Source organism: Limosilactobacillus portuensis (assembly GCF_014838735.1).
GTDB classification, from domain to species: Bacteria; Bacillota; Bacilli; order Lactobacillales; family Lactobacillaceae; genus Limosilactobacillus; species Limosilactobacillus portuensis.
This window is the reverse complement of the sequence record NZ_JABUXQ010000011.1, coordinates 17,819-43,136: the sequence shown is the minus strand read 5'-3', so window position 1 is coordinate 43,136 and position 25,318 is coordinate 17,819. Positions and strand designations below refer to the sequence as shown.

At 33.0% G+C, this 25,318-nt stretch carries 36 protein-coding genes; all 36 read left to right on the top strand.

Annotated elements, in window-relative coordinates:
• The first annotated feature begins 9 nt into the window (after positions 1–9).
• Positions 10–327 carry a hypothetical protein gene (locus tag HUK49_RS04965; protein WP_191912893.1) on the top strand — a complete coding sequence of 106 codons (318 nt, stop codon included), beginning with the start codon at positions 10–12 and terminating at the stop codon, positions 325–327.
• A 23-nt stretch (positions 328–350) separates the two neighbouring features.
• Positions 351–650, top strand: a complete 300-nt coding sequence (locus HUK49_RS04960; protein WP_191912892.1) for a hypothetical protein — start codon at positions 351–353, stop codon at positions 648–650.
• Positions 651–672: 22 nt separating this feature from the next.
• On the top strand, positions 673–1,323 hold the full coding sequence (locus HUK49_RS04955; protein WP_191912891.1) for a hypothetical protein: 651 nt from the start codon (positions 673–675) through the stop codon (positions 1,321–1,323).
• Positions 1,323–1,841, top strand: coding sequence for a thioredoxin family protein (locus HUK49_RS04950; RefSeq protein WP_191912890.1), 519 nt, complete (start codon positions 1,323–1,325; stop codon positions 1,839–1,841). Before HUK49_RS04955 ends, HUK49_RS04950 begins: the two co-directional genes overlap by 1 nt.
• 17 nt (positions 1,842–1,858) lie before the next feature.
• Positions 1,859–2,869 (top strand): hypothetical protein, encoded by a 1,011-nt coding sequence (locus HUK49_RS04945; protein ID WP_191912889.1) that lies wholly within the window; start codon positions 1,859–1,861, stop codon positions 2,867–2,869.
• A 201-nt stretch (positions 2,870–3,070) separates the two neighbouring features.
• Positions 3,071–3,655: a DUF7679 family protein gene (locus HUK49_RS04940; RefSeq protein ID WP_191912888.1), complete on the top strand. Its 585-nt coding sequence runs from the start codon at positions 3,071–3,073 to the stop codon at positions 3,653–3,655.
• 751 nt (positions 3,656–4,406) lie between these two features.
• Complete coding sequence (locus HUK49_RS04935) at positions 4,407–4,769, top strand: hypothetical protein (RefSeq protein ID WP_191912887.1); 363 nt, start codon at positions 4,407–4,409, stop codon at positions 4,767–4,769.
• On the top strand, positions 4,747–5,229 hold the full coding sequence (locus HUK49_RS04930; RefSeq protein ID WP_191912886.1) for a hypothetical protein: 483 nt from the start codon (positions 4,747–4,749) through the stop codon (positions 5,227–5,229). Before HUK49_RS04935 ends, HUK49_RS04930 begins: the two co-directional genes overlap by 23 nt.
• Complete coding sequence (locus HUK49_RS04925) at positions 5,226–5,645, top strand: hypothetical protein (RefSeq protein WP_191912885.1); 420 nt, start codon at positions 5,226–5,228, stop codon at positions 5,643–5,645. The genes HUK49_RS04930 and HUK49_RS04925 overlap by 4 nt, the downstream gene beginning before the upstream one ends.
• A gap of 10 nt (positions 5,646–5,655) precedes the next feature.
• On the top strand, positions 5,656–6,381 hold the full coding sequence (locus HUK49_RS04920) for a class A sortase (RefSeq protein WP_206705625.1): 726 nt from the start codon (positions 5,656–5,658) through the stop codon (positions 6,379–6,381).
• Between the two features lie 34 nt (positions 6,382–6,415).
• On the top strand, positions 6,416–6,778 hold the full coding sequence (locus tag HUK49_RS04915; RefSeq protein ID WP_191912884.1) for a hypothetical protein: 363 nt from the start codon (positions 6,416–6,418) through the stop codon (positions 6,776–6,778).
• Between the two features lie 10 nt (positions 6,779–6,788).
• Positions 6,789–7,115, top strand: coding sequence for a hypothetical protein (locus tag HUK49_RS04910; RefSeq protein WP_191912883.1), 327 nt, complete (start codon positions 6,789–6,791; stop codon positions 7,113–7,115).
• Between the two features lie 278 nt (positions 7,116–7,393).
• Positions 7,394–7,816: a hypothetical protein gene (locus tag HUK49_RS04905; RefSeq protein WP_191912882.1), complete on the top strand. Its 423-nt coding sequence runs from the start codon at positions 7,394–7,396 to the stop codon at positions 7,814–7,816.
• A gap of 16 nt (positions 7,817–7,832) precedes the next feature.
• Positions 7,833–8,225 carry a hypothetical protein gene (locus HUK49_RS04900; protein WP_191912881.1) on the top strand — a complete coding sequence of 131 codons (393 nt, stop codon included), beginning with the start codon at positions 7,833–7,835 and terminating at the stop codon, positions 8,223–8,225.
• Between the two features lie 127 nt (positions 8,226–8,352).
• Positions 8,353–8,634 carry a type II toxin-antitoxin system RelB/DinJ family antitoxin gene (locus tag HUK49_RS04895; protein ID WP_191912880.1) on the top strand — a complete coding sequence of 94 codons (282 nt, stop codon included), beginning with the start codon at positions 8,353–8,355 and terminating at the stop codon, positions 8,632–8,634.
• Entirely contained in the window at positions 8,624–8,818 is a 195-nt protein-coding gene (locus HUK49_RS04890; RefSeq protein WP_191912879.1) for a hypothetical protein, read from the top strand. The genes HUK49_RS04895 and HUK49_RS04890 overlap by 11 nt, the downstream gene beginning before the upstream one ends.
• A 223-nt stretch (positions 8,819–9,041) precedes the next feature.
• The gene (locus tag HUK49_RS04885) at positions 9,042–9,776 is read left to right on the top strand and encodes a DNA cytosine methyltransferase (RefSeq protein WP_191912930.1); all 735 of its coding nucleotides are present in this window, start codon (positions 9,042–9,044) and stop codon (positions 9,774–9,776) included.
• 200 nt (positions 9,777–9,976) lie between these two features.
• Positions 9,977–10,987: a hypothetical protein gene (locus HUK49_RS04880; protein WP_191912878.1), complete on the top strand. Its 1,011-nt coding sequence runs from the start codon at positions 9,977–9,979 to the stop codon at positions 10,985–10,987.
• 302 nt (positions 10,988–11,289) lie between these two features.
• Positions 11,290–12,315, top strand: a complete 1,026-nt coding sequence (locus HUK49_RS04875; protein WP_191912877.1) for a hypothetical protein — start codon at positions 11,290–11,292, stop codon at positions 12,313–12,315.
• 499 nt (positions 12,316–12,814) lie between these two features.
• The gene (locus tag HUK49_RS04870) at positions 12,815–13,348 is read left to right on the top strand and encodes a type III toxin-antitoxin system ToxN/AbiQ family toxin (RefSeq protein WP_191912929.1); all 534 of its coding nucleotides are present in this window, start codon (positions 12,815–12,817) and stop codon (positions 13,346–13,348) included.
• Positions 13,349–13,421: 73 nt separating this feature from the next.
• A complete protein-coding gene (locus tag HUK49_RS11235; RefSeq protein WP_235980992.1) occupies positions 13,422–13,562 on the top strand; it encodes a hypothetical protein in 141 nt (46 codons plus the stop codon).
• A gap of 87 nt (positions 13,563–13,649) precedes the next feature.
• Positions 13,650–13,802 carry a hypothetical protein gene (locus tag HUK49_RS11230; RefSeq protein WP_235980990.1) on the top strand — a complete coding sequence of 51 codons (153 nt, stop codon included), beginning with the start codon at positions 13,650–13,652 and terminating at the stop codon, positions 13,800–13,802.
• Complete coding sequence (gene mobL, locus HUK49_RS11225; protein ID WP_326515789.1) at positions 13,798–14,400, top strand: relaxase MobL; 603 nt, start codon at positions 13,798–13,800, stop codon at positions 14,398–14,400. Before HUK49_RS11230 ends, mobL (HUK49_RS11225) begins: the two co-directional genes overlap by 5 nt.
• Positions 14,401–14,627: 227 nt before the next feature.
• Positions 14,628–14,990 carry a type II toxin-antitoxin system RelE/ParE family toxin gene (locus HUK49_RS04860; protein WP_191912876.1) on the top strand — a complete coding sequence of 121 codons (363 nt, stop codon included), beginning with the start codon at positions 14,628–14,630 and terminating at the stop codon, positions 14,988–14,990.
• 2 nt (positions 14,991–14,992) lie between these two features.
• Positions 14,993–15,268: a helix-turn-helix domain-containing protein gene (locus HUK49_RS04855; protein WP_191912875.1), complete on the top strand. Its 276-nt coding sequence runs from the start codon at positions 14,993–14,995 to the stop codon at positions 15,266–15,268.
• Between the two features lie 123 nt (positions 15,269–15,391).
• On the top strand, positions 15,392–17,419 hold the full coding sequence (gene mobL / locus HUK49_RS04850; protein WP_191912874.1) for a relaxase MobL: 2,028 nt from the start codon (positions 15,392–15,394) through the stop codon (positions 17,417–17,419).
• 33 nt (positions 17,420–17,452) lie between these two features.
• Entirely contained in the window at positions 17,453–17,638 is a 186-nt protein-coding gene (locus HUK49_RS04845) for an LPXTG cell wall anchor domain-containing protein (protein ID WP_191912873.1), read from the top strand.
• Between the two features lie 115 nt (positions 17,639–17,753).
• Complete coding sequence (locus HUK49_RS04840; protein ID WP_191912872.1) at positions 17,754–17,981, top strand: hypothetical protein; 228 nt, start codon at positions 17,754–17,756, stop codon at positions 17,979–17,981.
• The gene (locus HUK49_RS04835) at positions 17,981–20,359 is read left to right on the top strand and encodes a hypothetical protein (RefSeq protein WP_191912871.1); all 2,379 of its coding nucleotides are present in this window, start codon (positions 17,981–17,983) and stop codon (positions 20,357–20,359) included. The genes HUK49_RS04840 and HUK49_RS04835 overlap by 1 nt, the downstream gene beginning before the upstream one ends.
• A gap of 1 nt (position 20,360) precedes the next feature.
• The gene (locus HUK49_RS04830) at positions 20,361–20,543 is read left to right on the top strand and encodes a hypothetical protein (RefSeq protein WP_191912870.1); all 183 of its coding nucleotides are present in this window, start codon (positions 20,361–20,363) and stop codon (positions 20,541–20,543) included.
• Positions 20,544–20,555: 12 nt separating this feature from the next.
• A complete protein-coding gene (locus HUK49_RS04825; protein WP_191912869.1) occupies positions 20,556–21,377 on the top strand; it encodes a DNA/RNA non-specific endonuclease in 822 nt (273 codons plus the stop codon).
• A gap of 130 nt (positions 21,378–21,507) precedes the next feature.
• Positions 21,508–21,792 carry a type II toxin-antitoxin system Phd/YefM family antitoxin gene (locus HUK49_RS04820; protein ID WP_191912868.1) on the top strand — a complete coding sequence of 95 codons (285 nt, stop codon included), beginning with the start codon at positions 21,508–21,510 and terminating at the stop codon, positions 21,790–21,792.
• Positions 21,773–22,054 (top strand): Txe/YoeB family addiction module toxin, encoded by a 282-nt coding sequence (locus HUK49_RS04815; RefSeq protein WP_413230865.1) that lies wholly within the window; start codon positions 21,773–21,775, stop codon positions 22,052–22,054. The genes HUK49_RS04820 and HUK49_RS04815 overlap by 20 nt, the downstream gene beginning before the upstream one ends.
• A gap of 138 nt (positions 22,055–22,192) precedes the next feature.
• On the top strand, positions 22,193–22,984 hold the full coding sequence (apf, locus tag HUK49_RS04810; protein ID WP_191912867.1) for an aggregation-promoting factor: 792 nt from the start codon (positions 22,193–22,195) through the stop codon (positions 22,982–22,984).
• Positions 22,985–23,432: 448 nt separating this feature from the next.
• On the top strand, positions 23,433–24,077 hold the full coding sequence (locus HUK49_RS04805; protein ID WP_191912866.1) for a hypothetical protein: 645 nt from the start codon (positions 23,433–23,435) through the stop codon (positions 24,075–24,077).
• 550 nt (positions 24,078–24,627) lie between these two features.
• The gene (locus HUK49_RS04800; RefSeq protein ID WP_191912865.1) at positions 24,628–25,317 is read left to right on the top strand and encodes a hypothetical protein; all 690 of its coding nucleotides are present in this window, start codon (positions 24,628–24,630) and stop codon (positions 25,315–25,317) included.
• The last annotated feature ends 1 nt before the right edge of the window (position 25,318 follow it).

The following is a 25,318-nucleotide window of genomic DNA, read 5'->3' as shown; positions in this document are numbered from 1 at the left end:
GACCTGTAAATGACGACATCATATATTGTTGAAATTAGAGAAAGCAGTATTGATGATAGAGAAATTACGACAACTGAAAATTGCTTTCATAATACACATGAAGCAGTAAAAAATTGGATGAATTGTTTAAAAAACAACATTAATTTCTTTGTTGAAAACTCTAATGGAAATACTCATAAAGAATTTCTATCTTTTATGTTAAATAAGAAGTCTATTTTCAATAATGAAAAACAGATTGAATATGAACTAATAAATACTGGCTTAGTTTTGATAGGCACTAACAGTTCAACTAGAAAAATTGAAATCAGGATAACTCAAATTCCATAAATAAGTTAGACAGGAGATAGGATATGTGGATTATTGGTTTCATATTAATGATCATCGCAGAAACGAGATACATAAATTCTCTCGGTGTAATAGATAAAGAGATACGAGCAGCTAAGGACAATAAGCATTTTATTAGTAGATCCATTCTGAGGTGGAGAAGAGTAATTGATATTTTCTTTTGGTTAGGAAGTATTTCTTTTTGTTTTTCAGTAATGATTGTACCTGCAGCTTATCAGCCATTAATGCCCTTTTGCATGGCACTCTTTATGGCTATGTTATGGCAGGCTACTTGGAAACTAGTACAGAGTCAAAAAGATAATTGAATAAGAAGGAGAAAATAGAAAAATGTTTAATAAATATTCTAAAGCAGAAAAGAAATCTATAGTACAAAGCCAGGATGAGTTATTAGTTTATCTTGATGGCTTAACAAATCATTTTTATAATTTACAAGCACAATTAAATAAATTGACTGGTAAGGAAAATGAACCTGGCCTAGAAGAACGCATGAATCTTGATAGGTTTACAGATTTAGATTTTTATAGAACGAAAAAAGTAAACTTTGGTCATGGACCAATTGATGAGAAAGAAATTAATCAAGTTATTATTAGGTTCTTAAAGACTTATTCAGAATGGATAGGACAAATGGATATGGAGTTACATCGTTATATAAAAGATTTTGCTGATCCATCTTCAACACCGGTACCAATGAAAATATTTCTTGAAAAAACGGTAATATTGCTAAATAAGTTACCAGAAACTAAAGATTCATTGTCGTTAGGAGTTATTCAAGATGGCCCTACGTATTTTATCGTGATTAATGCACTTAATAGTCCATTGACGACTATAGATAATTGTGTTCTTGCCATTAAAGAAGATTCAAGAAATTTTTGTGATATTCAATTAGGGAACAGTGCAGTGCGATTAAAGGCGACTACATTGAAACGATTATTGGAATCTATAAAGGCATATCTAAGTGTTAAGGGGGAACAAAATTAATGAATAATTCAAAGTATGATCCAGAACGCATTCATCAAAGGAAACTAATTATTAATAGCTCAATTGCCATTCTCGTGCTCATATTAGTCCTTTGGGGTTGGATTCATGTAACACACCTACATCGGACTTCAACAAGCCAACAACAGGCTATGATGGCTTCTAATGAACCGGTGGTGGTAATGTTTTATTCTAAGACCTGTCCTGACTGTCATAAGGTAGCTTTTACAGCTAATAAAAGTTCCAAGCAAGGAGAATTAGATGCAATGTTAAAGAACGTTGCTGGTGACTCCTCAAAGCAACATAAGGTAATGTTTGTTGAATATCAGAACAAAGATGATCAGAAATTATTTGATAAATATAACGTTACGCAAACACCAACTTTTATGATTCTAAGGAACGGACAGCCTCAAGTTGTTAAGAATGAAAATGGGGTGCCATCTTATCAATATGCTGGAAATAATAAGACGCAAGTTAAAGCAATTTATCGTAATTTACAAGCTATTCCTTTTGTTAAATAGACCAAGGAGATCGACAAATGAACCTATTAATACAATTCATTAAATGGCTATGGAAATACCTTTCACTTTTGTTTAATTGGATTCGTTATCACATTGTTAAACCATTTAGTTCTTGGCATCAAGAAAACTTATTAAAGTCAAAGTTGCTCATTGTAGCAGCCTTTCTTTTTGTTATGACATTTATTTTTGTTGATGCTCGAATATCTGCTCCAATGCATTCAAAGTTTGAAAGTACTAGATTAAATGAGCCACAAACTTTAGGGCAAAATAGTCAAGCGGCTATGGCAATTACTTCTCGTGAATATAACCCTAAAAAAGATTTCATGGTTGTAAAAATGCACGCAAGCAGTACTGACTCAAAGCCATTGGATCCTGATAATGTAAAATTTAAAGCTCAGGCTTATGGAAAAAAGAAAATTCCAGTTCAAAAAATTGCTTTGACTAATAATGATTACGTCCTGCTTCTGAATGATTTAAAGCCTGGTTATCGTGCTATTCAACTTAGAGTAATTAACACTCAGGCTAGTACAAAAGCTTCATCAATTGATACTGGTGACGATACTGATGATGAAGATTCAATGAGTACAGCAAGTAGTAAATCATCTTCAGCTAAGGCCAACGGTGCTGGGCCAAATTATTTCAATTTTATTATCAATGAAGACGAAAAATTTGTTAATAATAAGCTAGCAAAACGGAGCCAATCTGATTACATGATTGAAGATATTGAGACACAGATTGCTCGGTTAAAGAGGAAAATTAAACAAAACAATTCAAGTATTGATTCTGATATTAAGCAGGCCAAAGCCGATCAAGTTGCTATCGATCAGATCAACAAACAAAGTCAATATTCTACTAACAAAGAAACTGATAGTAGCAAGATTCAAGATTATCAAAGTGATTTCCAAGAACAAGAAAATGAGATCACTCAACTGAATAAGGATAACGAAAAGAAGCAAGAACAAATTAAACTTTATCAAAAACAAATTCACGATATTCGGAATGGTCACTATCAATTTGATAATGACTAAAGGAGAAAATTAGCTTTGATAATCAGACAAGAAAATTTTAGAGAATTGGAGAAAAAGAAAGAGAGAAAGAAGCAAATACCTGTAATTCTTTTTGAAGATTTATTTATAGTGATTGGTTCGGGTTTAATTCTTTTCTTTCTTTTTTGTTTATGTTTCATGATAAAAACGATTATTCATTAATGGGTATGGGGTGAGATATAAATGGATGGTAAATTGCAAATTGATATAAGAGAACTTTCCTTTAGGGATCGGGCCTTATATGAATTAAAAGTTGCAAAAGTAACAGAAAAACGTACCTATTATTGGGTACAAGTTAGGTTAGTAAATGGTAAAAAAAAGTGGTTTCAATTACCAAAAGATTTACAAAAAGCAATGCATACATCAACGTTTGAACTGAATGAAAAACGATTAGTTGGTGCATTAATAAATGTTCCTATTTCAAAGTATAAGGAGAACGGAAAAGTAAAAATTGATTGTGGCATTATTTGCAAATTAAGTTTAAGAAATTATCATGCTAAGAGACCAAACAAAATTACCAGAAGCCAATTTAAGCAACCAAATCGTCGATTTGGTTTTGCCAATACTTCTGAATTATTTGGTTACTTGAAACATGATTATGACCAAGAAAATCAACAAAGAATTCGTAAGTCTATTCATGAATTAATGGTCCCTGGTTTTGTTAGTTTTGTTAGTTTTGTTACTGAATTTCTTGTACTTCTTTGTGTGCTCTTCTTTGTCTTTTATTTGCTTCATTATGTTTCAACAATTGATTACCCTTTTCCCTAAATACATTACTAATTTGAATTTGTTACGTAATCAAACTGGAATATAGGTAATGGGACAAACGTAAACATTTGTATACAAACGTAAACATAATATGTAAACAAATGTATACAGCAGTAAACAAATAGGCGACAGCCGATAGAATTTAGGGCCTTTGGGAAACCCCGCCGTTGGTGGGTCGTCGGCTTGCCGATGACAGTTTCCCCTTATGCTCATTCATCAATATTAAGTAGAAAGGGTGGATTATAGGTGATTTTAACTTTGGGTTTAATATTATTTAGTGTTTTAACTACAGTGTTTTTGCTTCTTTTTATTTATATGCTAATGAGATTATGATATACAAATGCTACTAAAAAGTGGAGGAAAGTGACAGCTCTTCTTGAATGGTTTTACTGTTAGATATTTTATAAGTTTTTTTGTCACTTCCCTTAATTCCATTTATAAAAATGTTACAGATAGGGATACATTATTTTGACAAGAGAGAAAAAAGTGAAATGAATAATGTTATTTTAAGTGTAATTGGATTCGTTGGTGCGGGTGACATGTTGGTATGTTTTGTTTTCTTTTCATATTTTTTCTATCAAAGAATAGAGAAAAGACTAAAAAAGAACCAGCATTATGATAAGAAATTTTTGGATATATTATTTTTAACTATCTGTGTTAGTTTTATACCTTATTCAATTTTTCTTTTCCTTAAAGACTTAAGTATATTGACCGTGAATGTTGATAAATTATAAAAAATGAGGGATTTATTTTGGCAAGTAAAGTAAAAAAAGTTTCAACACATATTGAATTAGACGAACCAGATAATATTGAGTTAGTACAACAAGCAAAGGCAGAAAATATTTCAAAAAAAGAACTCATTCAAAATATTATTCATTCATATTTACATGAACAAAGAGTATCAGAGCTGTTACCAAATATGATTGATCAAAATCGTCGACTTGCAGAATTCTTAAATGATGTTAAAGAACTCTTAGTAACTAATTCTTTATCACTTAATCAAATAAAATCTCTGCTTTATGAACAGACAGGGTTGGATAATGATTTTACTAAAGAAGCTAAGATAATATTGAATGCAAAGGAGAATAACGATGACTCAAAATTCGATGATTAGATTAAATGCTACTAATGCTGAAAAAGTGGATCAGTTGTTTGCTTTCTTAAAAAACAATACGTATTTGATGGATGAAAATGTCAGAACAAAATCAGGGTTGGCTAATCAACTTTTAGGTGATTATCTATCAATCCTAATTCAAAAATGGAGCGATGATCCTAAATTGATGTACTCCGATTTTAAGAAGCTGTTAATCAATAAAAAAGTTGCTGATCGGAATAAAGAAGTAATTAAGTTAGAACGCGGCAATCGAGATTTGCTTAATATGATTTTCTACTTATTAATGGATACTAACCAAAGTATGATTCGTCGTGATATGCGGAGTTACGAGAAGTTAGATTCAATGTTTCATGCGGGAAATGCTCAAAATGAAATTTATGCCGCACTAGCTAATTTGGTTAAACAAGATAATCAAGAGTTGTTCAAAAAATTATCTAAAAATGGAAAGGGGCTTTTATGAAAAATCTTAAAAAGATCGATGGCTTTTATGAAGCTCTGCATGAACTTTATAAAACTGATCCGTTATGGTATCAACATGTTGGCGATGAAACTTCACCAGGAAATTATGTTGATGATGGTTCTTTAGAGGTTTCAGGTCGGTTAATCTTTAAGGAGCGAAAGCAACTTGCCAAGATAAGAGAAATGCTTGGGATTACTAAGAAAACTTATCGGAGTCTATCACAACGAGATGCGGTTAGACTGTTAGTAACTTATTACAGAAACTTTGGCTTAAATAACAATCAAATCTCTGGACTATTAGATTTCTCCGAGAGTACTTTACGGCATGATTACCCACCATTAAAACCAGACGATAAACTACATCCTGCATTTGTCCTAAAACTGCGAGATCGTCACGGACGAGTAATTCTTAAGTAGGTGAGTAATTTTGATTTTAAATACAAATGAAGATTCAAAATGGAAGAGAGTTTGGAAACAAAAATGGGTTAGGATTACTACTTATATTTTTCTATCATTAGTTGCAAACTTCTTAGTTTTTAATAAGCCAATCACTAATTATCTTGTTCGTTCTTACCAACCAATTATTAATCGTTCTACTATTCAAAATGCAAATAAAAACAATGGTAAGAATGATTATGCTTCGGTAAAAAGATTAACTCTTGCTCAGATTGCAAGAGCAAGGGTTAATGCTAAAAATATTCCGATTGTTGGTCAAATATGTGTTCCTGATGATGGTATTAATTTACCAATTGCTAAGGGTATTAATAATACTAATTTGGCATTTGCAGCAGGAACCTTTAGAAATAATATGGAGATGGGGAAGGGGAACTATGCATTAGCTGGTCATAACATGAGTAATCTAGGCCCTAAGGTTTTATTTAGCCCTTTATACTATCGAGCAAAAGTTGGTCAGAAGATTTATTTAACCGATATGAAGAATGTTTATACTTATAAGATTACTTCCAAGAAATTTGTTTCCAAGTATCGAGTTGGTTTAGTCAAGAACACTAATAAAAAACAAGTCACTTTAATTACTTGTGATGCAACTGGAGCTAATCGGTTAGCTGTTCAGGGCACATATATAAACTCAAGAAAATACCAAAAAACTCCTCAGAACGTGAGAGAAGCTTTGAGTCAAAAGTTTAATCAATAAGGAATATCTAAAAAGTACTAATTGGAGGGAAAATATGGAAGAATTTGTTTATGTAGTTGTGCATATAAAAGGAGAATATGATTCAGAAGTATCAACTACAATTGGAATTACTTGTGATTTGACTTTAGCAAAGAATTTTGCTGCCAAAGCAGCAGAAGGAATTAATGCTAAGAAGGATTATGATTTTGACCAAGATGAAATTTTGTTACGTCAATATAAGTTTAATTGTTATTTAGCTGAGGGTGATTCCAAATGGGATAGTTCTAAATTGGAAAGCAATGCACTAAAAGAAAAGACTTTATATCACTTGAAATATGATGTTGATGATTATGACTGTCTTACTTCGGGTATATTAAAGTTCTTAGAAGAAAATCAAAAACTAGTAAAGAAAGGATGAGATGATAAAAATGTCAAATACAAGTTTAGAAGGATTACTAGGTGTTATACTACTTTTTGTTATGCTCATAATTATTATTGGAGCAGTTATCTTTGCTGATAAGTATGGTGATGAATCTTCACCAATCAAGATCATGGGTGGAGTATTTCTGATGGCGCTCGGTTCACTTTCGTTAGTAGATGGATTTAATAAGTTGTTAAATACAAATGATATAGGAACTGCATTTGCAAAATGGGGCCTTTTTATTATCATGATTATTGGGCTTGGCATTGTTTTAAATGGTGTATATGAGGCTTACAGTGGCTTTAGAAATAACAAGCGGTCCCTCAAAAAGTAGAAGTTTGTCTCCAAGTATCGAGTTGATTTAGTCAAAAATACTAAAAAAACAAATCAATTTAATTACTTGTGATGCGACTGGGGCTAATCGTTTAGCTGTTCAGGTCAAATATATAAGTTCAAGAAAATATCAGAAGACTCCTCAGAAAGTGAGAGAAGCTTTGAGTCAAAAGTTTAATCAATAGAGGTTAAAGATCAATCAAATCAAGATTCAATATGATAATTATGCAAGAATAATAAAGATGATATGATGGAAATATAGAAAGAGAGGATAATAAAATGACTAAAAGGAGAAAGAAAAAGTTAAATAATTATCTGGAATTTTCCGGTAATGTTCCTTTAAAAACATTTAAGTCTAATTTAAATAGAATAACTGATAATGATAAATTATTAGAGTTAGAGTTAAAATTTGAATCAAAAAAAAGAAATATAGATTTAATTCAAAAAATATATTGGTGGGTTCTTACAGTTCTTTCCGCTGGTATTGTTGTTAGTGGTCTTTATTCACTTAGATTACTTTCCGAAAATTTTGGTTCCTTTTTCCCAAAAATTATTGGAAATTGGTTTATCTTTTTATTCGCATACTTTGTATTGATGGTAGTTATTGAGATAGTCATACAGACAGAAAAGAACACAATATATACGCACTTATCATTAATTAAAGATAAGGTTAATAAAGATAGCAATGAACAGGGAAAATGATGTTAGGGGTATTTGTATGAAGCACTGGTGGAACAATAATTGGGGAAAAACAATAACTTTATTTTGTTATTTAGTTATATCTTTTATTTACAGTATTTGTTTGGTTGAATTTAATAAGAAAATTGCTGGATGGTCATATTTCTCTATAGTAACTGATTCAGGTGCAATTTATTTTTTACTTGAAGCAGCTATTTTATTAAGTGTAGGATTACTGTATCTCTTTTATTTGTATAGAAATTTATGGCGAGTAGGAACGGAACCATATACGTTGGTGACGCTAGTTACGTTTGCAATAATTACTTTGATATGTATGATACTGATTATATATTTTATTCAAAATCCAGTACTGCGGGCGTTCTTTAGTCTCTATATAATAGGCGGAGCTGCAATCTATGCTTATAACAATTAAACATATAATAAGGTGCTCGCTTATGCGATCACTTTTTTTATTTACCAGGATAACGAAACTTTCGTTGCTATTATAATATAACAGAGCATAATAGAGTATGAAAGATGAGCTGATAGGAGGAATTTACATGAGTGGAAAAGCGACAACTAAAGTCCAAGTTAATGTTGATCAAAAAGTTGTAAATCGGGTTAATCTTATTTTAAAGTCAATAGGACAGTCACCGACTAGTATTATTAATAGTTTGTATCATGCTATTGATAATACAGGGAAGATTCCATTTGAAATTGGACTAACAGCTAAGCAAAAGGCAGCACTTGATATTCAACAGATAGCATCTAATCAACCAACAAAAGTAATCCATAATGCTAAGAAATTTGAAGAGATATGGGCTGACGAAGATGAGGATTAACGATATTTATTTAGCCTATGTCTCTTGGGGTAAGGCTGGTAAGCAACGACCAATTTTAATTGTTGATTATGATGATCAAACACTTACTTTTTATGCAATTACAAGCAAATATCATCATAAGTCTAAAGCAATGCAGGCAATTCGTTATCCTCTAGTAGACTGGCAAGGGGGAAGGATTGGCTAAGCAGTCTTATGTAGTAATTGATCCTAAGTACCAGATGTTAAGGTTTGGGAGTCATTTTACCCGATTAAGTTCCTTATCAGCACGAGATGTAATCGAATTACGTAACTTTCTTAAACAGCAGAGAAAATAACTAATTATAATAATAAAAAAGTTCCGATCTATTCGGAGATTTTTTAGTCGTTCGTATTAATAGATTTAATTCCACGGCTCGATATAATAGCGCATATTATCAGGAGTAGAGATTGATCCTCGTAATTTTTTGTATATTCATTATATTAGAGCTCTACTAGATTCTCAGGCTAAGTTCTTTATTGCAGAGAACGTGAAAGGCTTGATGACTATGGCTAAAGGTAAGGTTTTACAACAGATTCGAGAGGATTTCACGGCTGCTGGGTACCATGTTGATATTAACTTAGTAAATGCTAAAAATTACGGAGTTTCACAATCTCGGGAAAGGGTCTTTATTATAGGAATTCGGAATGATATTTATTCGCATGGAACCAAATATACTCTACCGGAAATAACAAATAGTGAGGTTGATAAAAGCAAGAAGCCGCTAGTAACACTTAAAGAAGCTATTTCAGATCTTCCCAAATTTCCTAATGATTATTACACAGGATCTTATAGTTCAATGTACCTTTCTCGAAATTGCAAAAAAAATTGGAATGATGTTTCATTTACCATTCAAGCATCAGCAAGGCAAGCACCTCAATATCCTGGAGGTTTACCAATGAAGAAAATTGATAAAGATCATTGGAAATTCCAGGGGAAAATTAACAGGAGATTATCGGTCAGAGAATGTGCCAGGATCCAGTCTTTTCCTGATTGGTTTGAATTTTCTGATAGTGGTAAAGATACCGTTAGTCGTGCTAATCGTCTTAATGAAAAATACAAACAAATTGGAAATGCAGTTCCAGTTATTTTAGCTGAAAAAAATAACTCGTCCAGTATTATGTAATCTAATTACAGAACTAATGTCTAAAAAATTAGATAAGTGAGTTTAATCATTCCATTTACTCTCAAAGGTAATACTAGAACTACAATAATTTTACCTAAATATAAAGGTGATCGTTTTTGGCGGTCACCTTTTTTTATTTTGGCAAATGTTGAATTTAATGAAGCAAATGTAATAGTCATGGTAAGTAGGAAGGTGTAATTATGGGTAGGATAATTTCATATACAGGATACCAAACTAACATTGAGCATTTTAATAATAACAAGCACTTAACAGAAAACCAGCGTCAAAAAATATTTAATCAATTAACGCCTGAGCAAAAGAAAGTACTAGAAGAATTTAAAAAGTATCAAGTAAATTCAAGGCTATTAACGAAGATCAATGCAGAGGGCGGTAACTTTGAATTTATTGGCTATGATGAATTCACAGATTTTGATAAGCACAATCCTAGTGCTTCACCACTCAAATGTGAGTGTGGGAAGCATGTTAAGTATTTATATTATTGTGTTTCAAAAGATAATCACAAAAAGTATAAATTTGGCATTAATCATCTGAAGCAAGAGGCAGGAATATCACCTGAAGTAATTAACGAGATTAAGAACGGTTACCATAAAATCGACCTTGGAATTGACGAGATATTACAGAATATTGAATACGGTGAGTTATTTCCAACAAGTGCTTATGAATTATGTGTTCAAAAGAATTTATTGAAAGATATTTTTAGCAAACCTCAAATTCGGTATCTTCAGAGTTTTTACCAGGTTAAGCTTCCGCTTTATGATAGAGATCGTGAAAAGGTTCTAAAGATTGCTGAGTGGTACCTTAGTGGTCAAATTGAGAAAACTAAAGAAGAACAAAAAAAGCAATTACGAAAAAGACAATTATCTAAACAGAAAAGTGAAAAAAGAAAACTCCGTACAAAGATTAATCAGCGTAATAAGGTATATAAAGATTGGTTTGGTAAACTTGATTACCAAAAAAAGCTTAACTGGCGGCATAAAAAAATGACTTACGAAAGAGTATTACGTTACTTTCCTAAGTTGGCAGCTAAGGGAATCTTGGATTCAAAAAGTATTGTACAAACCTTAATTGTGTCTACTGTTTTTGATGATGGTCAATTAAAAATGGGAGCTGAGATAGATAGTAAGTCATTAACAATGCAAAAGATACAACCGATAATTCAGAAGTACCCTAAATTCAGACTTGGATATTAATAAATATCGTGAATTGCCTAATAATGGGACGAGAGAGCATCAAATTATTTCTGATATTAGAAAAACTAAAATTAAGGAGTTACTTCAATAGGGGTACTGTACCCTGTTATTTAGTTATATCTTTTATTTACAGTATCTGTTTGGTTGAATTTAATAAGAAAATAGCTGGATGGTCATATTTCTCTATAGTAGCTGATTCAGGTGCAATTTATTTTGGCGGATCTTGCATTTCTTTAGTCAAACTTCATAATCAGTCACAAATTGGATAAAATATGTAATCTTATTTAGGAGGATTAGAGATAATGATTGAAAATGAAATAAACAGTAAGTCTTATATAACTCGAAAGGCCTTGGATTCTTTAGGATTGGGAAAATATTACTTATTAGAAGAAAAACCATATATTAAAATTTATCATTTGGATAACTATAATAAAGCAAGATATTTTTATAAGATGAGTGAACTATTGATTGCTCCAGTATTTAGAATAGCATTAGCCGTTAATTGGGAAAGAATTAGTTTTGATCCATCAATGGAACCATCATATAAAATTACACGAGATCTTATTGAAAAGCTATTAGCTCCTTATGAGAATGAAACCAGTAGATGGATTTACTCGTTAAACTTAAGATCAGTGGGACAATTAGTTAAAGTAATTAATGATTTTAATCATTTTGATGAATGGTTAAATCAATTTCTAAATATACTAAACAAGGCTGATCAGACCATCATACCTGAATCCTTAGCTGGTATTATTGCTTACCTTAAGCGTGCTTATTCTATGACCAGTAATTTAACTAATAGCTCAACAGAAAGGACACAGGATAGCATAGTTATAAAATTTGCGGAAAATTCAAATAAATTATTAACACAAATGGCTAACCAATTCTTTAATGATTTGGATGATGCAGTAAATAAAACTAATGATTTTGGAGAAGAATTAGCGAGAAAAGCTAACGATTTTAAACGATTACTAGATTATCATGCTAACTTAGAACGAAGTGAGTTGATTTCAATTAGTTTAAAATCAACAATAAAGCCATCTTCCGACGAGGAGCTATCGATTACATTATTGAAAAACCAAAAGACTTCTAGTTTACTTTATGATAAGGTTAAAATTAGTGATCTAAAGGAAAATGAATGTAACCAAAATACTACTGACTTTAGGAATCGTGATATAGTAGATGATTCGTTTGACAGACAATTTACTGATAAAGAGACTGTCAATGATGAGAAAAAAGATACAAATTTACCATCAGATGCAATAGACATTGACCCCGAAGGATTGTTTGATGATACGGCCTTTAGCGATCCTTATGCAAAAGGTTAATAACTGCTATGATCAGTTAATTCAACTATTGATACGGAATTGGGTCATTGTTTATGTAAATAATCGCTATGTATCAAATATCCGTTTAACAAAGTAGATTTAGACCAAAGTTTTTATTATGCTACAGGGTCTATTTTAAGAAATACTAAATCGTTTTCTAACATTCAATAACCTAGTTCTTTCAGGGTTAACTGACTTTCCATCCATTTTTTCTTTTAAAATGCTATGAATGGAGGATTTATTGTTAATAATATGGAGAAGTATTTAAGTGGCTTTTTTATTTGGATTATATATATTGAAACTACTTTTCTATTTTGTTAATATATGAGTGTAGGATATGAGGTTGCAGAGCCTATCAAAACTGTTTTATATAGAGGTTAGGGAACCTATCAAAACCCTTTTATATAGAGGTCACAGAGCCTATCAAAACTGTTTTTCCTACAAAAAATATTTGCTTGGCTGGTGCAAATAACTAGCCTTTTTTTTGGAGTGAAAATCTATTCATTGGTGTCAAATCTATAAAAGTTACTTAGATTATTTAAGAAACCATGAGAAGCGGATTCCTTATTCGGATTATGGTTCAGAACACTATAAGCCTTTCTTTCATTCTCTGTTAAAACTCGATAATGGACTTGAGTATGTTGCACAATTGAATCATGCACAGCGAAGGCATCGTAAGATGAGAGACATGCCAGACTTTAAGCGGATCTTTATACCTGTTAGAAGGAGAAATGGTGAAACTACTAAGCATTTGGCAGCTGTTGTAAACCTTAATTATATGTTTCCCGTTCCAAGTAAACTTCTTATTAATGTTTATCCTTCAAATATTGAAAAATTTAGAGAATTTAAAAATGAAAAAGTTAAATCAAAATACATTGATTTGCTAAATAAGGAATTAAAAGTATTAAATAACTCAGGTTTAGAAAACAAAGCACAAAAATTATATCAATTGAGATTAAATTATCCTGATAATAAAATTTGCAAACGATGCTTTGATTTTAAGGAACTTGAATCGCTCGCTCAAAAATATTAAATAGCATTTAATCTAGTGCATAGATAAGGGGAAAGTATTGAGTTACTCTCCTCTTTTATTTTGAAAAAAATAAATGGGACTATTTACTAAGACTGGTGAAGATTCTCCAGATATTATCTATACGCAAGAATTTCGGGTTGCTAACGGGGTTCGCTATCTTGGATATATGGAACGAGAAAATGCAGTTTCTCCAGAACAAGAGAACGATTTATAAAGAGAAAGAAATATTCAGAATGATCCGGATGTTGGTAAAAACTTTAAGGGGTACTTAGGTTACACAGATCGTAAAGCAGCTACCAAAATGGAAGATGATCTGACAAATGAAGAAAAGGGTGATTATCCAACTTTTACTCAAGGAAGTTACGAGTTAAGTGAAAAGCAACATCAAGAGTTAATCAACAACTTAAGACAGGCACAAAAGAACAAATCATTACTTTGGGGCGGGCGTTATTAGTTTTAGTCCTGAGTTCATTGAAAAATCTGGATTAATGAATGCTGATGGCTCCGTTAACCAGAAAGCAATCAAAACGGCCGTTATGAATGCCATGCCCGATTATCTTAAAGCAGAAGGGCTAGATAATCCTCAGACTTTCTGGTGGGGCGATATTCACTTAAACACTAATCACGTCCATGTTCACTTGGCAATTAGCCAAAAGAAGTTAAGTTACGGTAATAGCATTAAGGATACTGTTCAGCCACGAGACGATAAGCTAAGAGATCAATTAGTAAACCTACTATTTGCTAATCTAAGGGACTATGAGTCAAAGAGAAAACTATATAAAAAAGATCGGTTACAGATCCTTAAGGAACAAGGACCAGAACTAAATAAAAGGATTATGAAAGCCGAAGAAACAGCATTAAAGAGTATGGATGGCTCTTCTGATGTTGCTAGGGAGATCAGGATGCGCCTAGGGCTTCGACGGTACTACTTGAAGCTCTATAACCTGGATCGACAAATAGACGATTTAACTAAAAGGATCGATGGTTTATATAGCCTAGGTGAATTAACCAAGTTAATACGCAAAAGGTTAATAACTGCTATGATCAGTTAATTCAGATATTAATACGGAATTGGGTCATTGTTTATGTGAATAATCACTACGTATCAAACATTCGTTTTCAAGAGTAGAGACGAAAATATTAGCATCAGAATTAAAGAGCTAAAAACTACTAAATGAAAGTGTTTTAGAATATTTCGCTATAAATAAGTAATAATTTAATAATTTCTCAATGATAGCATATATTGATATATTCCTATATATATGCTATCATTTAATATATGGAAGAACTAGATTTTGAATTTTACACTCGTCCAAACGGGCATACAGAGTTTTTAGAATACTTAGATAGTCTTGATGTTAAAAGTAGGGCAAAATTATTGGCTCGTATCAATATCATTTCTGAAAAGGGAATTAGTATTAGCATTCAACATAATTGGGTTAAACCTCTTGAGAAAAATTTGTATGAGGTTCGTTCTAGAATTAGTAATAATCAACAACGAGGACTTTATTTTCATGTTGATGGAACTCATTATGTAATCACTCACGGTTTTACTAAAAAAACACCGAAAACCCCTTTAAGGGAAATTAAACATGCTAAAGCTTTACGCGCTGAATATTTTACTAATCGAAAGGAGCAATAACTATGAGTAATATTGATTTTAAGGACTACTTAAATGAACAATTGCAAGATCCTGAATTAAAAAAAGAATTTGAAAACGAAACTACAAAATTAGAAAGTGCCGTTGCATTAGCAAAAGTTAGAAAAGCTTCAGGACTTTCTCAACGTGATTTGTCTTCTATTTCTGATGTTCCACAATCAACAATTGCACGAATTGAAAGTGGCTCTAATACCAGTATCGATACTTTAACAAAGATTGCTAATGCGTTAGGAAAGAAATTAACAGTTACATTTTTATAAGACTATTAAGTTGAATTAAGAGAGTTACCTAAATAAAGGTAGCTCTTTTTTTTGGCGAATCTTGTGCAAAATACATAACTCTTTTAATTAAGTAATAAAGACTTAATTAGGAGAAAAAAATAGATGGGACTATTTACTAAAACTGGTGAAGATTCTCCAGATATTATCTATACACAAGAATTTCGGGTTGCTAACGGGGTTCGCTATCTTGGATATATGGAACGGGAAAATGCGGTTTCACCAGAACAAGAGAACGATTTACAAAGAGAAAGAAATATTCAGAATGATCCGGATGTTGGTAAAAACTTTAAGGGGTACTTAGGTTACACAGATCGTAAAGCAGCTACCAAAATGGAAGATGATCTGACAAATGAAGAAAAGGGTGATTATCCAACTTTTACTCAAGGAAGTTACGAGTTAAGTGAAAAGCAACATCAAGAGTTAATCAACAACTTAAGACAGGCACAAAAGAACAAATCATTACTTTGGGCGGGCGTTATTAGTTTTAGTCCTGAGTTCATTGAAAAATCTGGATTAATGAATGCTGATGGCTCCGTTAATCAGAAAGCAATTAAAACGGCCGTTATGAATGCTATGCCGGATTATCTTAAGGCAGAAGGACTGGATAATCCTCAGACCTTTTGGTGGGGCGATATTCACTTAAACACTAATCACGTCCATGTTCACTTGGCAATTAGCCAAAAGAAAAATACCCGCCCGTTAAAGGAGAATGGGGAACCTAAGGGAATGTTCCACACCAAATCTATTCGTAAATTAAAATCAATTCTGCATCATGAACTGGCTAACGAGGAGAGCCGGACCAGAACGATTGCCCTGGAGAAATCATTAGATTATCACAAGGGCGTAATGAAGAACTTGGAAAGTCGGTTAATAAAGCAGGATCAACATTTAGAGAAGCTATTAGTCAATCTTCAACAAACGTTACCTGATTACAAGGATAAACGGAAATGGCGAGCTTCTAACCATAGTGTTGATTTTAAGGAATCAAGAGAACTAGCTTATGATCTAGTCGATTATCTACTTGATCATCAATTAAGCAGTTCCTATGCGTTTTATACGAACAGTTCACAGCAATTAGATGAGGTGGCCAAAGTAAGTTACGGTAATAACATTAAGGATACTGTTCAGCCACGAGACGATAAGCTAAGAGATCAATTAGTGAACTTACTATTCACCAACCTCAGGGACTATGAGTCAAAGAGAAAACTATATAAAAAAGACCGGTTACAGATCCTTAAGGACCAAGGACCAGAATTAAATAAAAGAATTATGAAAGCCGAAGAAACAGCATTAAAGAGTATGGATGGCTCTTCTGATGTTGCTAGGGAGATCAGGATGCGCCTAGGGCTTCGACGGTACTACTTGAAGCTCTATAACCTGGATCAACAAATAAACGATTTAACTAAAAGGATTGATGGCTTATATAGCCTAGGTGAATTAACCAAGTTATCACCATTTATTCATTACTATCAAGAGCAACAAGTATTATTAAAAATTGAAAAGAAACCGCAGAGAGGACTGACTCAACAGGAGAAGGAGCTGCAAGCTGTCCTTAGAGGTAAATACCAAGATGTTAAGAAACTGTCAATAGAGAAAGCTACTCCTGATAGAATCAGTAAACGATTAGAGCAACTAAAAAAGGAGCAACAGCTGCTAAAAAGCAATCGGAAGGATCCGGGAATTAAATATATTACTTCTGATTTAAAACAGCTATTAAATCAGTATCAAGATGAAATAAAGGTGCTACAGCTCAAAGGGCAAATTCATAAGAATAATAACTTACCGCTGGATGAAAGAAAAAGAGTGAATGGTCCGCTTTTTCAGGAATTAAAGAAGATTTACTTAAGAATTGAAGATCCGGCAAATCATCCAAATAGACCAGTTATTGATTACCTGGATAAACACTTGTTTAATAAGCAGTTACCGAAAAGTAAAAAATCAACCAAACGAGAACCGCCAAAGAAATCAGCTGTCTTGGCACAAGGGATTACTCGTAGCCTAAGTAATTTAATTGAATCTTCAAAATCGAGTTCTAAATATCGCTCCAAACGAGCATTACGTGAACGTTTGGATAAAGATGATGATCTTGAACGTGAAGATGAGAAGGAACGGCGGAGAGAAGAAAGATAAAAAGAGCCTACAGAAAAAGCAGGCTCTTTTTTTATGGCAAAGAATGCTAATTCTGGATTGAATACTGATAACCTGCAGGAACGGCTTTTTGGAAATGACGGTTATGCAGTTCAAGAACTACCACAAACTGGTAATAATCAAAAGACTGGATTAATACTTTCATTTGCAGGCTTGCTAATGATTATTGGTGCTATCGGAGCTCGTAAGAAAAAACATTAATTAGAAGAAAAGACTGCAAAAATGCAGACTTTTTTATTATGGCGAAAGTTGCCCCACGTACTCTTTTAATATATTTTGCCTAAGAAACCACTTGAAAGGAGTGCACAAAGTGTAAATGGAGGGTAAAAACAGACAGTTTGATCTGGGAATCATTACCAAGATAAAAAGTGGGGTTGCTGAAGGGGTGGTTCTCACGAGTAAAAATCGAGAGAAATTCAAAATTAAATTTAGAAGTGAAGTAGGTACGTCCCTGCGAAAGTATATGGTGCTTGGGATTACCAAAGATCATCAAAACTTTCTCTATGAAAAGGGAAAAAAGAAAGTGAAGGGTAGGCTAGAGTAATGAGCGAGGTTCAAAATCCTTTAACGACTTTAATGAAAAAGAAATTTGGCATAACTCGTCAAAGTTCGCTGACAATTACAGAAAATGATACACCATTTACTACCTTTAGAAAGGTTGCTAATTACATCTACAAAAATGGTGACTGGTCAGAAAATGATATTACTGAATCAATCAAAAACTATTTAGAATTATCACATTTAGAAAATGAAGTCCTTACGGTAAAACGAACTACTCTCGGTGAAAGTAAGATTGGTGGTAGTGCCAAAGGAAAGGATATCTTTGAACTTCAAGTCAAGGATGAACAAGGCAAGACTAAAACTAAGTATATGGCTTTAGATATGGACAATAAGTCTTGGAGTACTCAAGGGGATCAATGGCAACATAGACATAATGATGGTGTGAGTTGGTATACTGGTAATCTAAATTACACCGTTGGTTATGCTAAGTTATTGAAGAATATGTATCAAAATTGGCAATTTGACACAATGGCAAAGGCTGAATTTGATACGCCTCGGGATATATTTACCTCACAAATGCAAAAATTTGTTAAGCATACTTATAGTGGCAAAAAGTGGGAATTCCTTTTTAAGCCAGATTTAATCGGTACATTAAATCATGATGAATTTCTTAAAGCTACTGAACCAGTAGATAATACATTTAGAAAACTAACTGATAGGTTTCTTAAAAATCATCCAGAATTTGCCGCTGAATATGGACTTGACCGTAAATTTAGTGATAGTGAACGTTCTTACGGAATGTTCAGAAGAGATACTTATGTACTGAATTTTGTTAATAAGTACTTACGAAATACCTATAATATTGTTCGGCAACAGCGCTATGAGCACGAGTTAGGTAAAGAGGTTCATGCAAAATCGTGGGAAACCAAGAAAAATATTAATAAGGCAACCCAACAAATTATGGATAAGACTGTCCTACATCAGTATTTCAATAAGATTGAATTAGATAATGACGTTGATTTGGCCCTGTTTAAGAAATTTGAAGATGAAGCAATGCAACTGATGGCTAAAATGCCAGAAAATAAGGAACAGCCGGTATTACGGTTACGCAAGTTAGGTAATCATAAAGCAGCTGGAATGTATGTCCCGATGCTTAACACCATTATTGTTGACTTCCGGAAGCCTAGTGAAATTTATGCTAATCGCCGGGAAAGCAAGAAAGAAGAAGCTAGTTTTTCTTCATTTATCCATGAATATGGTCACTATTTAGATCATCAATTGGGTTTAAGGAAAAATTTAAGTCTCGATTATCGGAAACCACAAAATTTTGTTGAAGCTCCTACTTTATCTTTACAACCAGATTTTGCTAATATCTTGCAGAAATATACTGATAATCTAAAAGCAATGGGAGTTAATAGTAAAAAATTGGAATACTTCAGTACCCCTTCTGAGGCTTTTGCTCGGGCGTTTGAAGTATATACTTACGAACAGTGCGGTCTAAGAGGCAATTTGAATCATAACCAGGACGACTATAAGACTGTTCAATTTACCGCTTTTAATCCAAAACTAAGAAAACAGCTAACGGAATATTTTGATCATATTCCAGCAATTAACCACTTGCGAAAGGCTCTTAATGTTGATACTTCAATTAGTCAAAAACGCCATATTAGTGATGAACGACAAAACCAAGAAATCCTTAAAGATCGAACCCAATTAGCTAATTTCTCAATTGATTTATTACGAAAGTGGACGCAAGATGCCCATCAAGTAGAGAATCTAATAAGCACTACTGGTAAACAATTAAGTGTGTCTAACCCAACAAGAGTAATTGCTTATGATAAATGGGGAGATAATTTACCTGAGTTGGTAAGTCTTCATGCTTTACATACTAAAGGGATTGCAATTAAGAAGTATCGAGAGGTAGACCATATTCAAGCTTACTCACGACAAAATGGTCATTGGTACCCGGACAAAGTATATAGCGTACCCGATCTAAAAGAAGCCATGATTAATAATAATCATGACTTAGATTCACTTCATGAGCTGCAGAAAGCTAAGGAGTTTGCTAAAGGTGATGATAAAAAACTAGAGGAAGTGGTATCAAAGCAATTAGAACAGGAACACCCTGAGAATTCAGAAGATCAAATTCAAAATAAAATTGCAAAGTATATTCTGATAAGTGCTCACTCATTAAAGGAAGAACAACCGCCGTTCAAGTTTACAGATGAGGAACGAAAGGTAGTTAACGGGTTAGAAGAGCATTCACGATCTAACCTATATGCACAATCGTTTAAATTAGCGCAAAAGTATGAACCAAAATTACAACAAGAAATTAAATTTGGTATTAATCATGTTGCTAGTAAGAGCTTAGAAGTAGGTAAACAATTAAGCTTAAGCTTTAATAAACCAAAGGAGCATTAATATGACAGGAATAGTTGAAGATAAGGATTTAGCATTAGTCGAGTTTATCTTATATGGTGTTGCTCAAGTAAAACTTTTTCCTTCTAATGAACGAACCAAGGTTATTCTTCCTCCCAAAAATAATGTAAAAGTTGGGGAAATCTATAGTATTAGTAATGACCATTCACAATTAATTTTGAACTAGGCGAGAAGATAAATGAGATTTGTAAAAAGAGTTGGTGGCTTCCTAGCAATTATTTTAGGAATTGGATTATGGGGAGCTTATTATAAACAGTCAAAGGCAGACTTACATTACTATCCAAAACGGATTGAAAGAAACTATCATCAACAGCCCCAAGCTCAAAGCTTCCCTACAAAAGGGCGAGCTGATAGCGTTCTGAGTGATAATGTCAGAAAACAAGTTGGCAATCAGATCGTATGGAATGGTTACGGTGCATATGTTGTTAATAACAACCAGACTAATCTAAACGCTAATATTAACAGTGCTCCTTACGCGGTTAATCATTTAGATAGTCGTGGCCGAGCTTGGCAAGGTGATAGCTGGTTAAATAAAACTACCCGCCAGTACCAAAATCGGAACCAAACGGGTAATGGTGTTACTAATTGGAAGCCAGCCGGATTTAAACAGGTTTACCATTTAACTAATGGTTATTCACATGCGTATGACCGTGGCCACTTGTTGGGATATGCACTAGTTGGTGGCATTAAAGGTTTTAATGCATCTGAAGCTAACCCAGCAAATATTGCTACGCAAACCGCTTGGGCGAATGAAGCAAATAATCCTAAGTCAACTGGTCAGAATTACTATGAAGGATTAGTGCGGCAAGCATTAGATGAAGGTAAACAAGTACGTTATCGGGTAACTGATGTGTATGATGGTAATAATATTGTCCCCTCAGGTGCTCATATCGAAGCAAAATCAAAAGATGGCAGTTTAGAATTTAATGTTTTTGTCCCAAATGTGCAGAACAACATCTTGATTAATTATGCTACTGGGAACGTAAAACCAATTGAATAAATAAGATCCCCGTTGAACTTTGAGTAAGTCAACGGGGATTAATTTTGATGATAGTATAAGATTGTTAATATTTGTACACAAACGTGTACAAATATTAACGAAACTGATATACTATTGTTGAGGTGATACTATGATCCAAGCAGTTACTACCAAAGATTTTAGAAAATCATTTAAGAAATATGCCGATGATGTGGCAGAGTATGGTGAAGTAATTATCGTTGCCCGACCAGAAAAGAAAAACGTAGTCATGATTTCAGAGAAAGAATACAATTCTTGGCAAGAAACTAATTATTTATTAGGATCCAAGGCAAATCAAAAAGCATTATCGCATTCAATTAATCAGTTGGGTGATCCCGAAAAAAATCATTTGTTGACTCCTGAGGAGTTTGAAAGGATTGCTAACACAAATGACTAGGCTTAATATTAGTTTTACACAAGATGCTTGGCAGGAATATTTGGCTTGGAAAAAGGATGATAGAAAAATGGAAAAGCGAATAGATAAGATTATTAGCGACACAATTCGCCATCCATTTACTGGTATTGGTAAGCCAGAACCTTTACAGCATAATTTATCTGGCTTTTGGTCCCGTAAGCTAAATAGTGAGCATCGTATGGTATATGGGGTAACAAGTAAAGAGATACAAATAGTGCAACTTAAATATCACTATGATAAATAATTATAAGGAGTAAGAGGGCTGTTAATAAAAAGCCCTAATTTTATTTATTGTATTAATTTTCGGGGTGGCAGAAGTTGATCTTTTCTTTTCGGTAGAAATAATACAAACAGACTACTAGAAAAGGAAGGTACTAAATTTATGGAAAGAAGTAAGTCAAAGTTCAAATATTTATTATCAACAGCAGCCTTAGCTGGTATGCTATTAGCTCAAAGCGGTAATGCATTAGTTGCACATGCTGATCAGGTTCAACTGAAACCAGGCGACACTTTATCGGCTCTAGCACCACGCTTCAAAACAACTGTTAATGACTTGGCTTCTCGGAATCATATTGATAATCCAAACAAGATCATTGCTGGTCAAACGATTGATACCAGCAATCAAGCACAAAATACTGATTCAGCTACTAAGATTGTTGTGGTTAAAGCAGTTGATACAGTTAGTTCTTTAGCTAAACAATACAACACGACAATTAAGCAAATTGCTAAAGATAATGGACTAGATGCTAACTATACAATTATTGTGGGTCAGCAATTGAAGATTAATCCAGATGACGGACAAAATAACGATACCGGATCATCAACTAATAATGCTCAAGCTGCAACTACCTCAACGACAACTACTAATTCAACCACAGTAAATCAAGCTACCACGAGTGCTCAAACTACTAGTGTAAGCAGCAATAGTAGTTACAGTTCACCAGTTCCAGGCAACGAAGCAGCAGCCAAGGCATGGATTGCTGGTCGTGAATCAGGTGGCAATTACAATGCTCGAAACGGTCAATATATTGGTAAATACCAATTGTCATCTGCTTACTTAGGTGGTGATTATTCACCAGCTCATCAAGAACAAGTAGCTGATCAATATATTCAAGGCCGATATGGCTCTTGGACTGCCGCTCAGCAATTCTGGCAAGCAAATGGTTGGTATTGATTATGAAAAACTTTATACAATTTTTGCATGACAAGAGAAAAGTAATAATTCGATGGTTTTTTACCATACTATTGCTTATAAGTTTTCTAAGTTGTTGCGAAATAATAATTAACTATTCTGCCTTTCTAAAGTCAATAGAACCGCAATTAAAGCAAGTGTCAAAAACTATTGATAATATAACCATAACTAATAGTTTTATGTATTGGGTTGAAGTTTGGTTCGTGAGCTTATCGACTTATCTTATTTGGTCGATTTGCTATATTTGGGATACTACCGCAAAACATAAATCAAGCAACCAAGACAAAGAACACTAGTATTTTAACTATTATTAAGGATGCATTTCCGGTGTTTAATAAAAGACAAGGGGATATATTCTTTGCATAACAGCTAAGCAGCAAGCCTTTCGTAGCCTGCTGCTTTTCTAATACTTATATAAATAAGCACGTGTATGTTGAAAAAAACGTTTATATTCTATATAGTTGTTATAAGAAATGACTTTGGGGATTTCTTTATTTATAGCTTAAGTGATTTTAAAAGAATTTATAGTATAGCATCTTTGATGTTAGCAGGATATAACATATTTGATTTACAAAAGAGCTCAAGTATTGACTTAATCGTTTTAATGTTTATGGTATCTAATATACTTACCGTAGTAGGTGCAAAGTTTTCTAAGAGATGGAATACAAAACGTAATAATAGAATTAGAAAGTTTATAGAATATACTATTGCTGTTTTATTTTTTGCAATACTAATTGATGATAGTAATAGTATTTTAATTAATTATGTTTCACTAACAACTTATCGAATTATATATTTTTTAATTCTTTTATCTACCTTTCTCTACTGTATAATTATTTCTTTCTTCTTGGTTAATCAACAAGAATTAGAAAAAGAAATAAAAGAATCGGCTAAAACACTTGTCAAAAGTTTTGATGATGCGGTAAAACAATTTTCGAACGAGGTTGATGATCTTGGAGGTTGGTCTGAATTTATAAAAACTGATGTTGGCCACCAATTTGCTGAGGAGGTAAAAGCCAGATCGAAGATTAAAACTCCTACGGATTATAGGAAACATAAGAGAAAAAAACGTTGACGATGGTTGAAAGTTAAAATGGAGTTGCTCTTATTATGATATTTATAGTTATATTATTGAGTTGTATAATAGCTTTTGGATTGAGAATTTTCGATGTTTTAGTAGTTTTTGCTGAAAATAATATCTACCTGAATTTGAAGGAATCCTTTCAAGTATTTTGGATGTTAAATAAAAATTTTTTTGACTTAATAAAAAAAGATTATTCCAAGAAAGAATGGAGTTCAATTAAGCTCCTATTTAAATCGTATATATTTCACTATAGATTACTGTTAGTATTATTAAGCTCTTTAACGTATGAAATAATTAGAGTGAAAGGAATCGAACTTTCGAGTAAAACAAAGAATACTAGTATTTTAACTATTATTAAGGATGCATTTCCGGCGTTTAATGAAAGACAAGGAGATATATCCTTTGCATAACAGCTAAGCAGCAAGCTTTTATTGCCTGCTGCTTTTCTTTTAAACAAAAAATACAAATAGATACAATAAAATCATTGAATTAATATCAAAGTGTGATATTATAATAAGTGTAAACGGAACGAGGTGATAAGGTGTTAACTAAGGGAGGTAAGGCACGAAGAATTCTGAAGTATCCTGATGGATTCTTTAAGGACGATTTCCGTGTTTTGACCGAAAAAGATCTTGCAAAGTATTTAAGAATTTCAGATCAAGAGCTTTCACATTATCAGAAACATACTTCTGAGTTGACTGACGCAATGATTACTAGTTTAGCTGAATTATATGATGATTTGGCCGGTAATGGAGTTGCCGTTAGCGAAGAGAATGATGCGGACGATATAGAGGAGAAAGCTATTGGATTACTCAATAATTGGAAAGGCTTTTTAGATGAGGAAGGAAAAGTTTTGACTGGTGATAAGTTAGCCGAATTATTAGGAGTAAAAAGGCTACAAATATATCGGTGGAAAAAAGACTATTCTAAAATTCCTAAGGCTATGAAGTCTAAATTGGCAAAGCTTTATGATACTTTACTAAGGGTTGACGACATTCCAACTCCTCACGATGACTTTCTTCAATTACTACGGAACATTAGAACCGAAGACGAAATGTTTGAAACTGTTCAAGGTGAAATTGCAGAGGTGGTTAAACAAGGACTAAAACAAACAGAAGTAACCTATTATACTCGGCAGGTATTAGATACTTTTACCGAAGGGATAAAAGCCAAGCAATCGACGCTGTTAAGGATTATAATTACTAAGATGAACGAAAATAATAGGAATTAGG

Coding starts and splice junctions, on each gene's coding strand:
- HUK49_RS04910 (WP_191912883.1), top strand. CDS start 6,789: ATGTCAAATACAAGTTTAGAAGGATTACTAGGTGTTATACTACTTTTT.
- HUK49_RS04825 (WP_191912869.1), top strand. CDS start 20,556: ATGAGATTTGTAAAAAGAGTTGGTGGCTTCCTAGCAATTATTTTAGGA.
- HUK49_RS04830 (WP_191912870.1), top strand. CDS start 20,361: ATGACAGGAATAGTTGAAGATAAGGATTTAGCATTAGTCGAGTTTATC.
- HUK49_RS04855 (WP_191912875.1), top strand. CDS start 14,993: ATGAGTAATATTGATTTTAAGGACTACTTAAATGAACAATTGCAAGAT.
- HUK49_RS04890 (WP_191912879.1), top strand. CDS start 8,624: ATGAGGATTAACGATATTTATTTAGCCTATGTCTCTTGGGGTAAGGCT.
- HUK49_RS04955 (WP_191912891.1), top strand. CDS start 673: ATGTTTAATAAATATTCTAAAGCAGAAAAGAAATCTATAGTACAAAGC.
- HUK49_RS04880 (WP_191912878.1), top strand. CDS start 9,977: ATGGGTAGGATAATTTCATATACAGGATACCAAACTAACATTGAGCAT.
- HUK49_RS04905 (WP_191912882.1), top strand. CDS start 7,394: ATGACTAAAAGGAGAAAGAAAAAGTTAAATAATTATCTGGAATTTTCC.
- HUK49_RS04805 (WP_191912866.1), top strand. CDS start 23,433: ATGTTGAAAAAAACGTTTATATTCTATATAGTTGTTATAAGAAATGAC.
- HUK49_RS04895 (WP_191912880.1), top strand. CDS start 8,353: ATGAGTGGAAAAGCGACAACTAAAGTCCAAGTTAATGTTGATCAAAAA.
- HUK49_RS04930 (WP_191912886.1), top strand. CDS start 4,747: ATGACTCAAAATTCGATGATTAGATTAAATGCTACTAATGCTGAAAAA.
- HUK49_RS11235 (WP_235980992.1), top strand. CDS start 13,422: ATGGGACTATTTACTAAGACTGGTGAAGATTCTCCAGATATTATCTAT.
- HUK49_RS04860 (WP_191912876.1), top strand. CDS start 14,628: ATGGAAGAACTAGATTTTGAATTTTACACTCGTCCAAACGGGCATACA.
- HUK49_RS04965 (WP_191912893.1), top strand. CDS start 10: ATGACGACATCATATATTGTTGAAATTAGAGAAAGCAGTATTGATGAT.
- HUK49_RS04835 (WP_191912871.1), top strand. CDS start 17,981: ATGAGCGAGGTTCAAAATCCTTTAACGACTTTAATGAAAAAGAAATTT.
- HUK49_RS04845 (WP_191912873.1), top strand. CDS start 17,453: ATGGCAAAGAATGCTAATTCTGGATTGAATACTGATAACCTGCAGGAA.
- HUK49_RS04900 (WP_191912881.1), top strand. CDS start 7,833: ATGAAGCACTGGTGGAACAATAATTGGGGAAAAACAATAACTTTATTT.
- HUK49_RS04940 (WP_191912888.1), top strand. CDS start 3,071: ATGGATGGTAAATTGCAAATTGATATAAGAGAACTTTCCTTTAGGGAT.
- HUK49_RS04960 (WP_191912892.1), top strand. CDS start 351: ATGTGGATTATTGGTTTCATATTAATGATCATCGCAGAAACGAGATAC.
- HUK49_RS04925 (WP_191912885.1), top strand. CDS start 5,226: ATGAAAAATCTTAAAAAGATCGATGGCTTTTATGAAGCTCTGCATGAA.
- HUK49_RS11230 (WP_235980990.1), top strand. CDS start 13,650: ATGGAAGATGATCTGACAAATGAAGAAAAGGGTGATTATCCAACTTTT.
- HUK49_RS04945 (WP_191912889.1), top strand. CDS start 1,859: ATGAACCTATTAATACAATTCATTAAATGGCTATGGAAATACCTTTCA.
- HUK49_RS04840 (WP_191912872.1), top strand. CDS start 17,754: ATGGAGGGTAAAAACAGACAGTTTGATCTGGGAATCATTACCAAGATA.
- HUK49_RS04950 (WP_191912890.1), top strand. CDS start 1,323: ATGAATAATTCAAAGTATGATCCAGAACGCATTCATCAAAGGAAACTA.
- HUK49_RS04915 (WP_191912884.1), top strand. CDS start 6,416: ATGGAAGAATTTGTTTATGTAGTTGTGCATATAAAAGGAGAATATGAT.
- mobL (WP_191912874.1), top strand. CDS start 15,392: ATGGGACTATTTACTAAAACTGGTGAAGATTCTCCAGATATTATCTAT.
- HUK49_RS04875 (WP_191912877.1), top strand. CDS start 11,290: ATGATTGAAAATGAAATAAACAGTAAGTCTTATATAACTCGAAAGGCC.
- apf (WP_191912867.1), top strand. CDS start 22,193: ATGGAAAGAAGTAAGTCAAAGTTCAAATATTTATTATCAACAGCAGCC.
- HUK49_RS04820 (WP_191912868.1), top strand. CDS start 21,508: ATGATCCAAGCAGTTACTACCAAAGATTTTAGAAAATCATTTAAGAAA.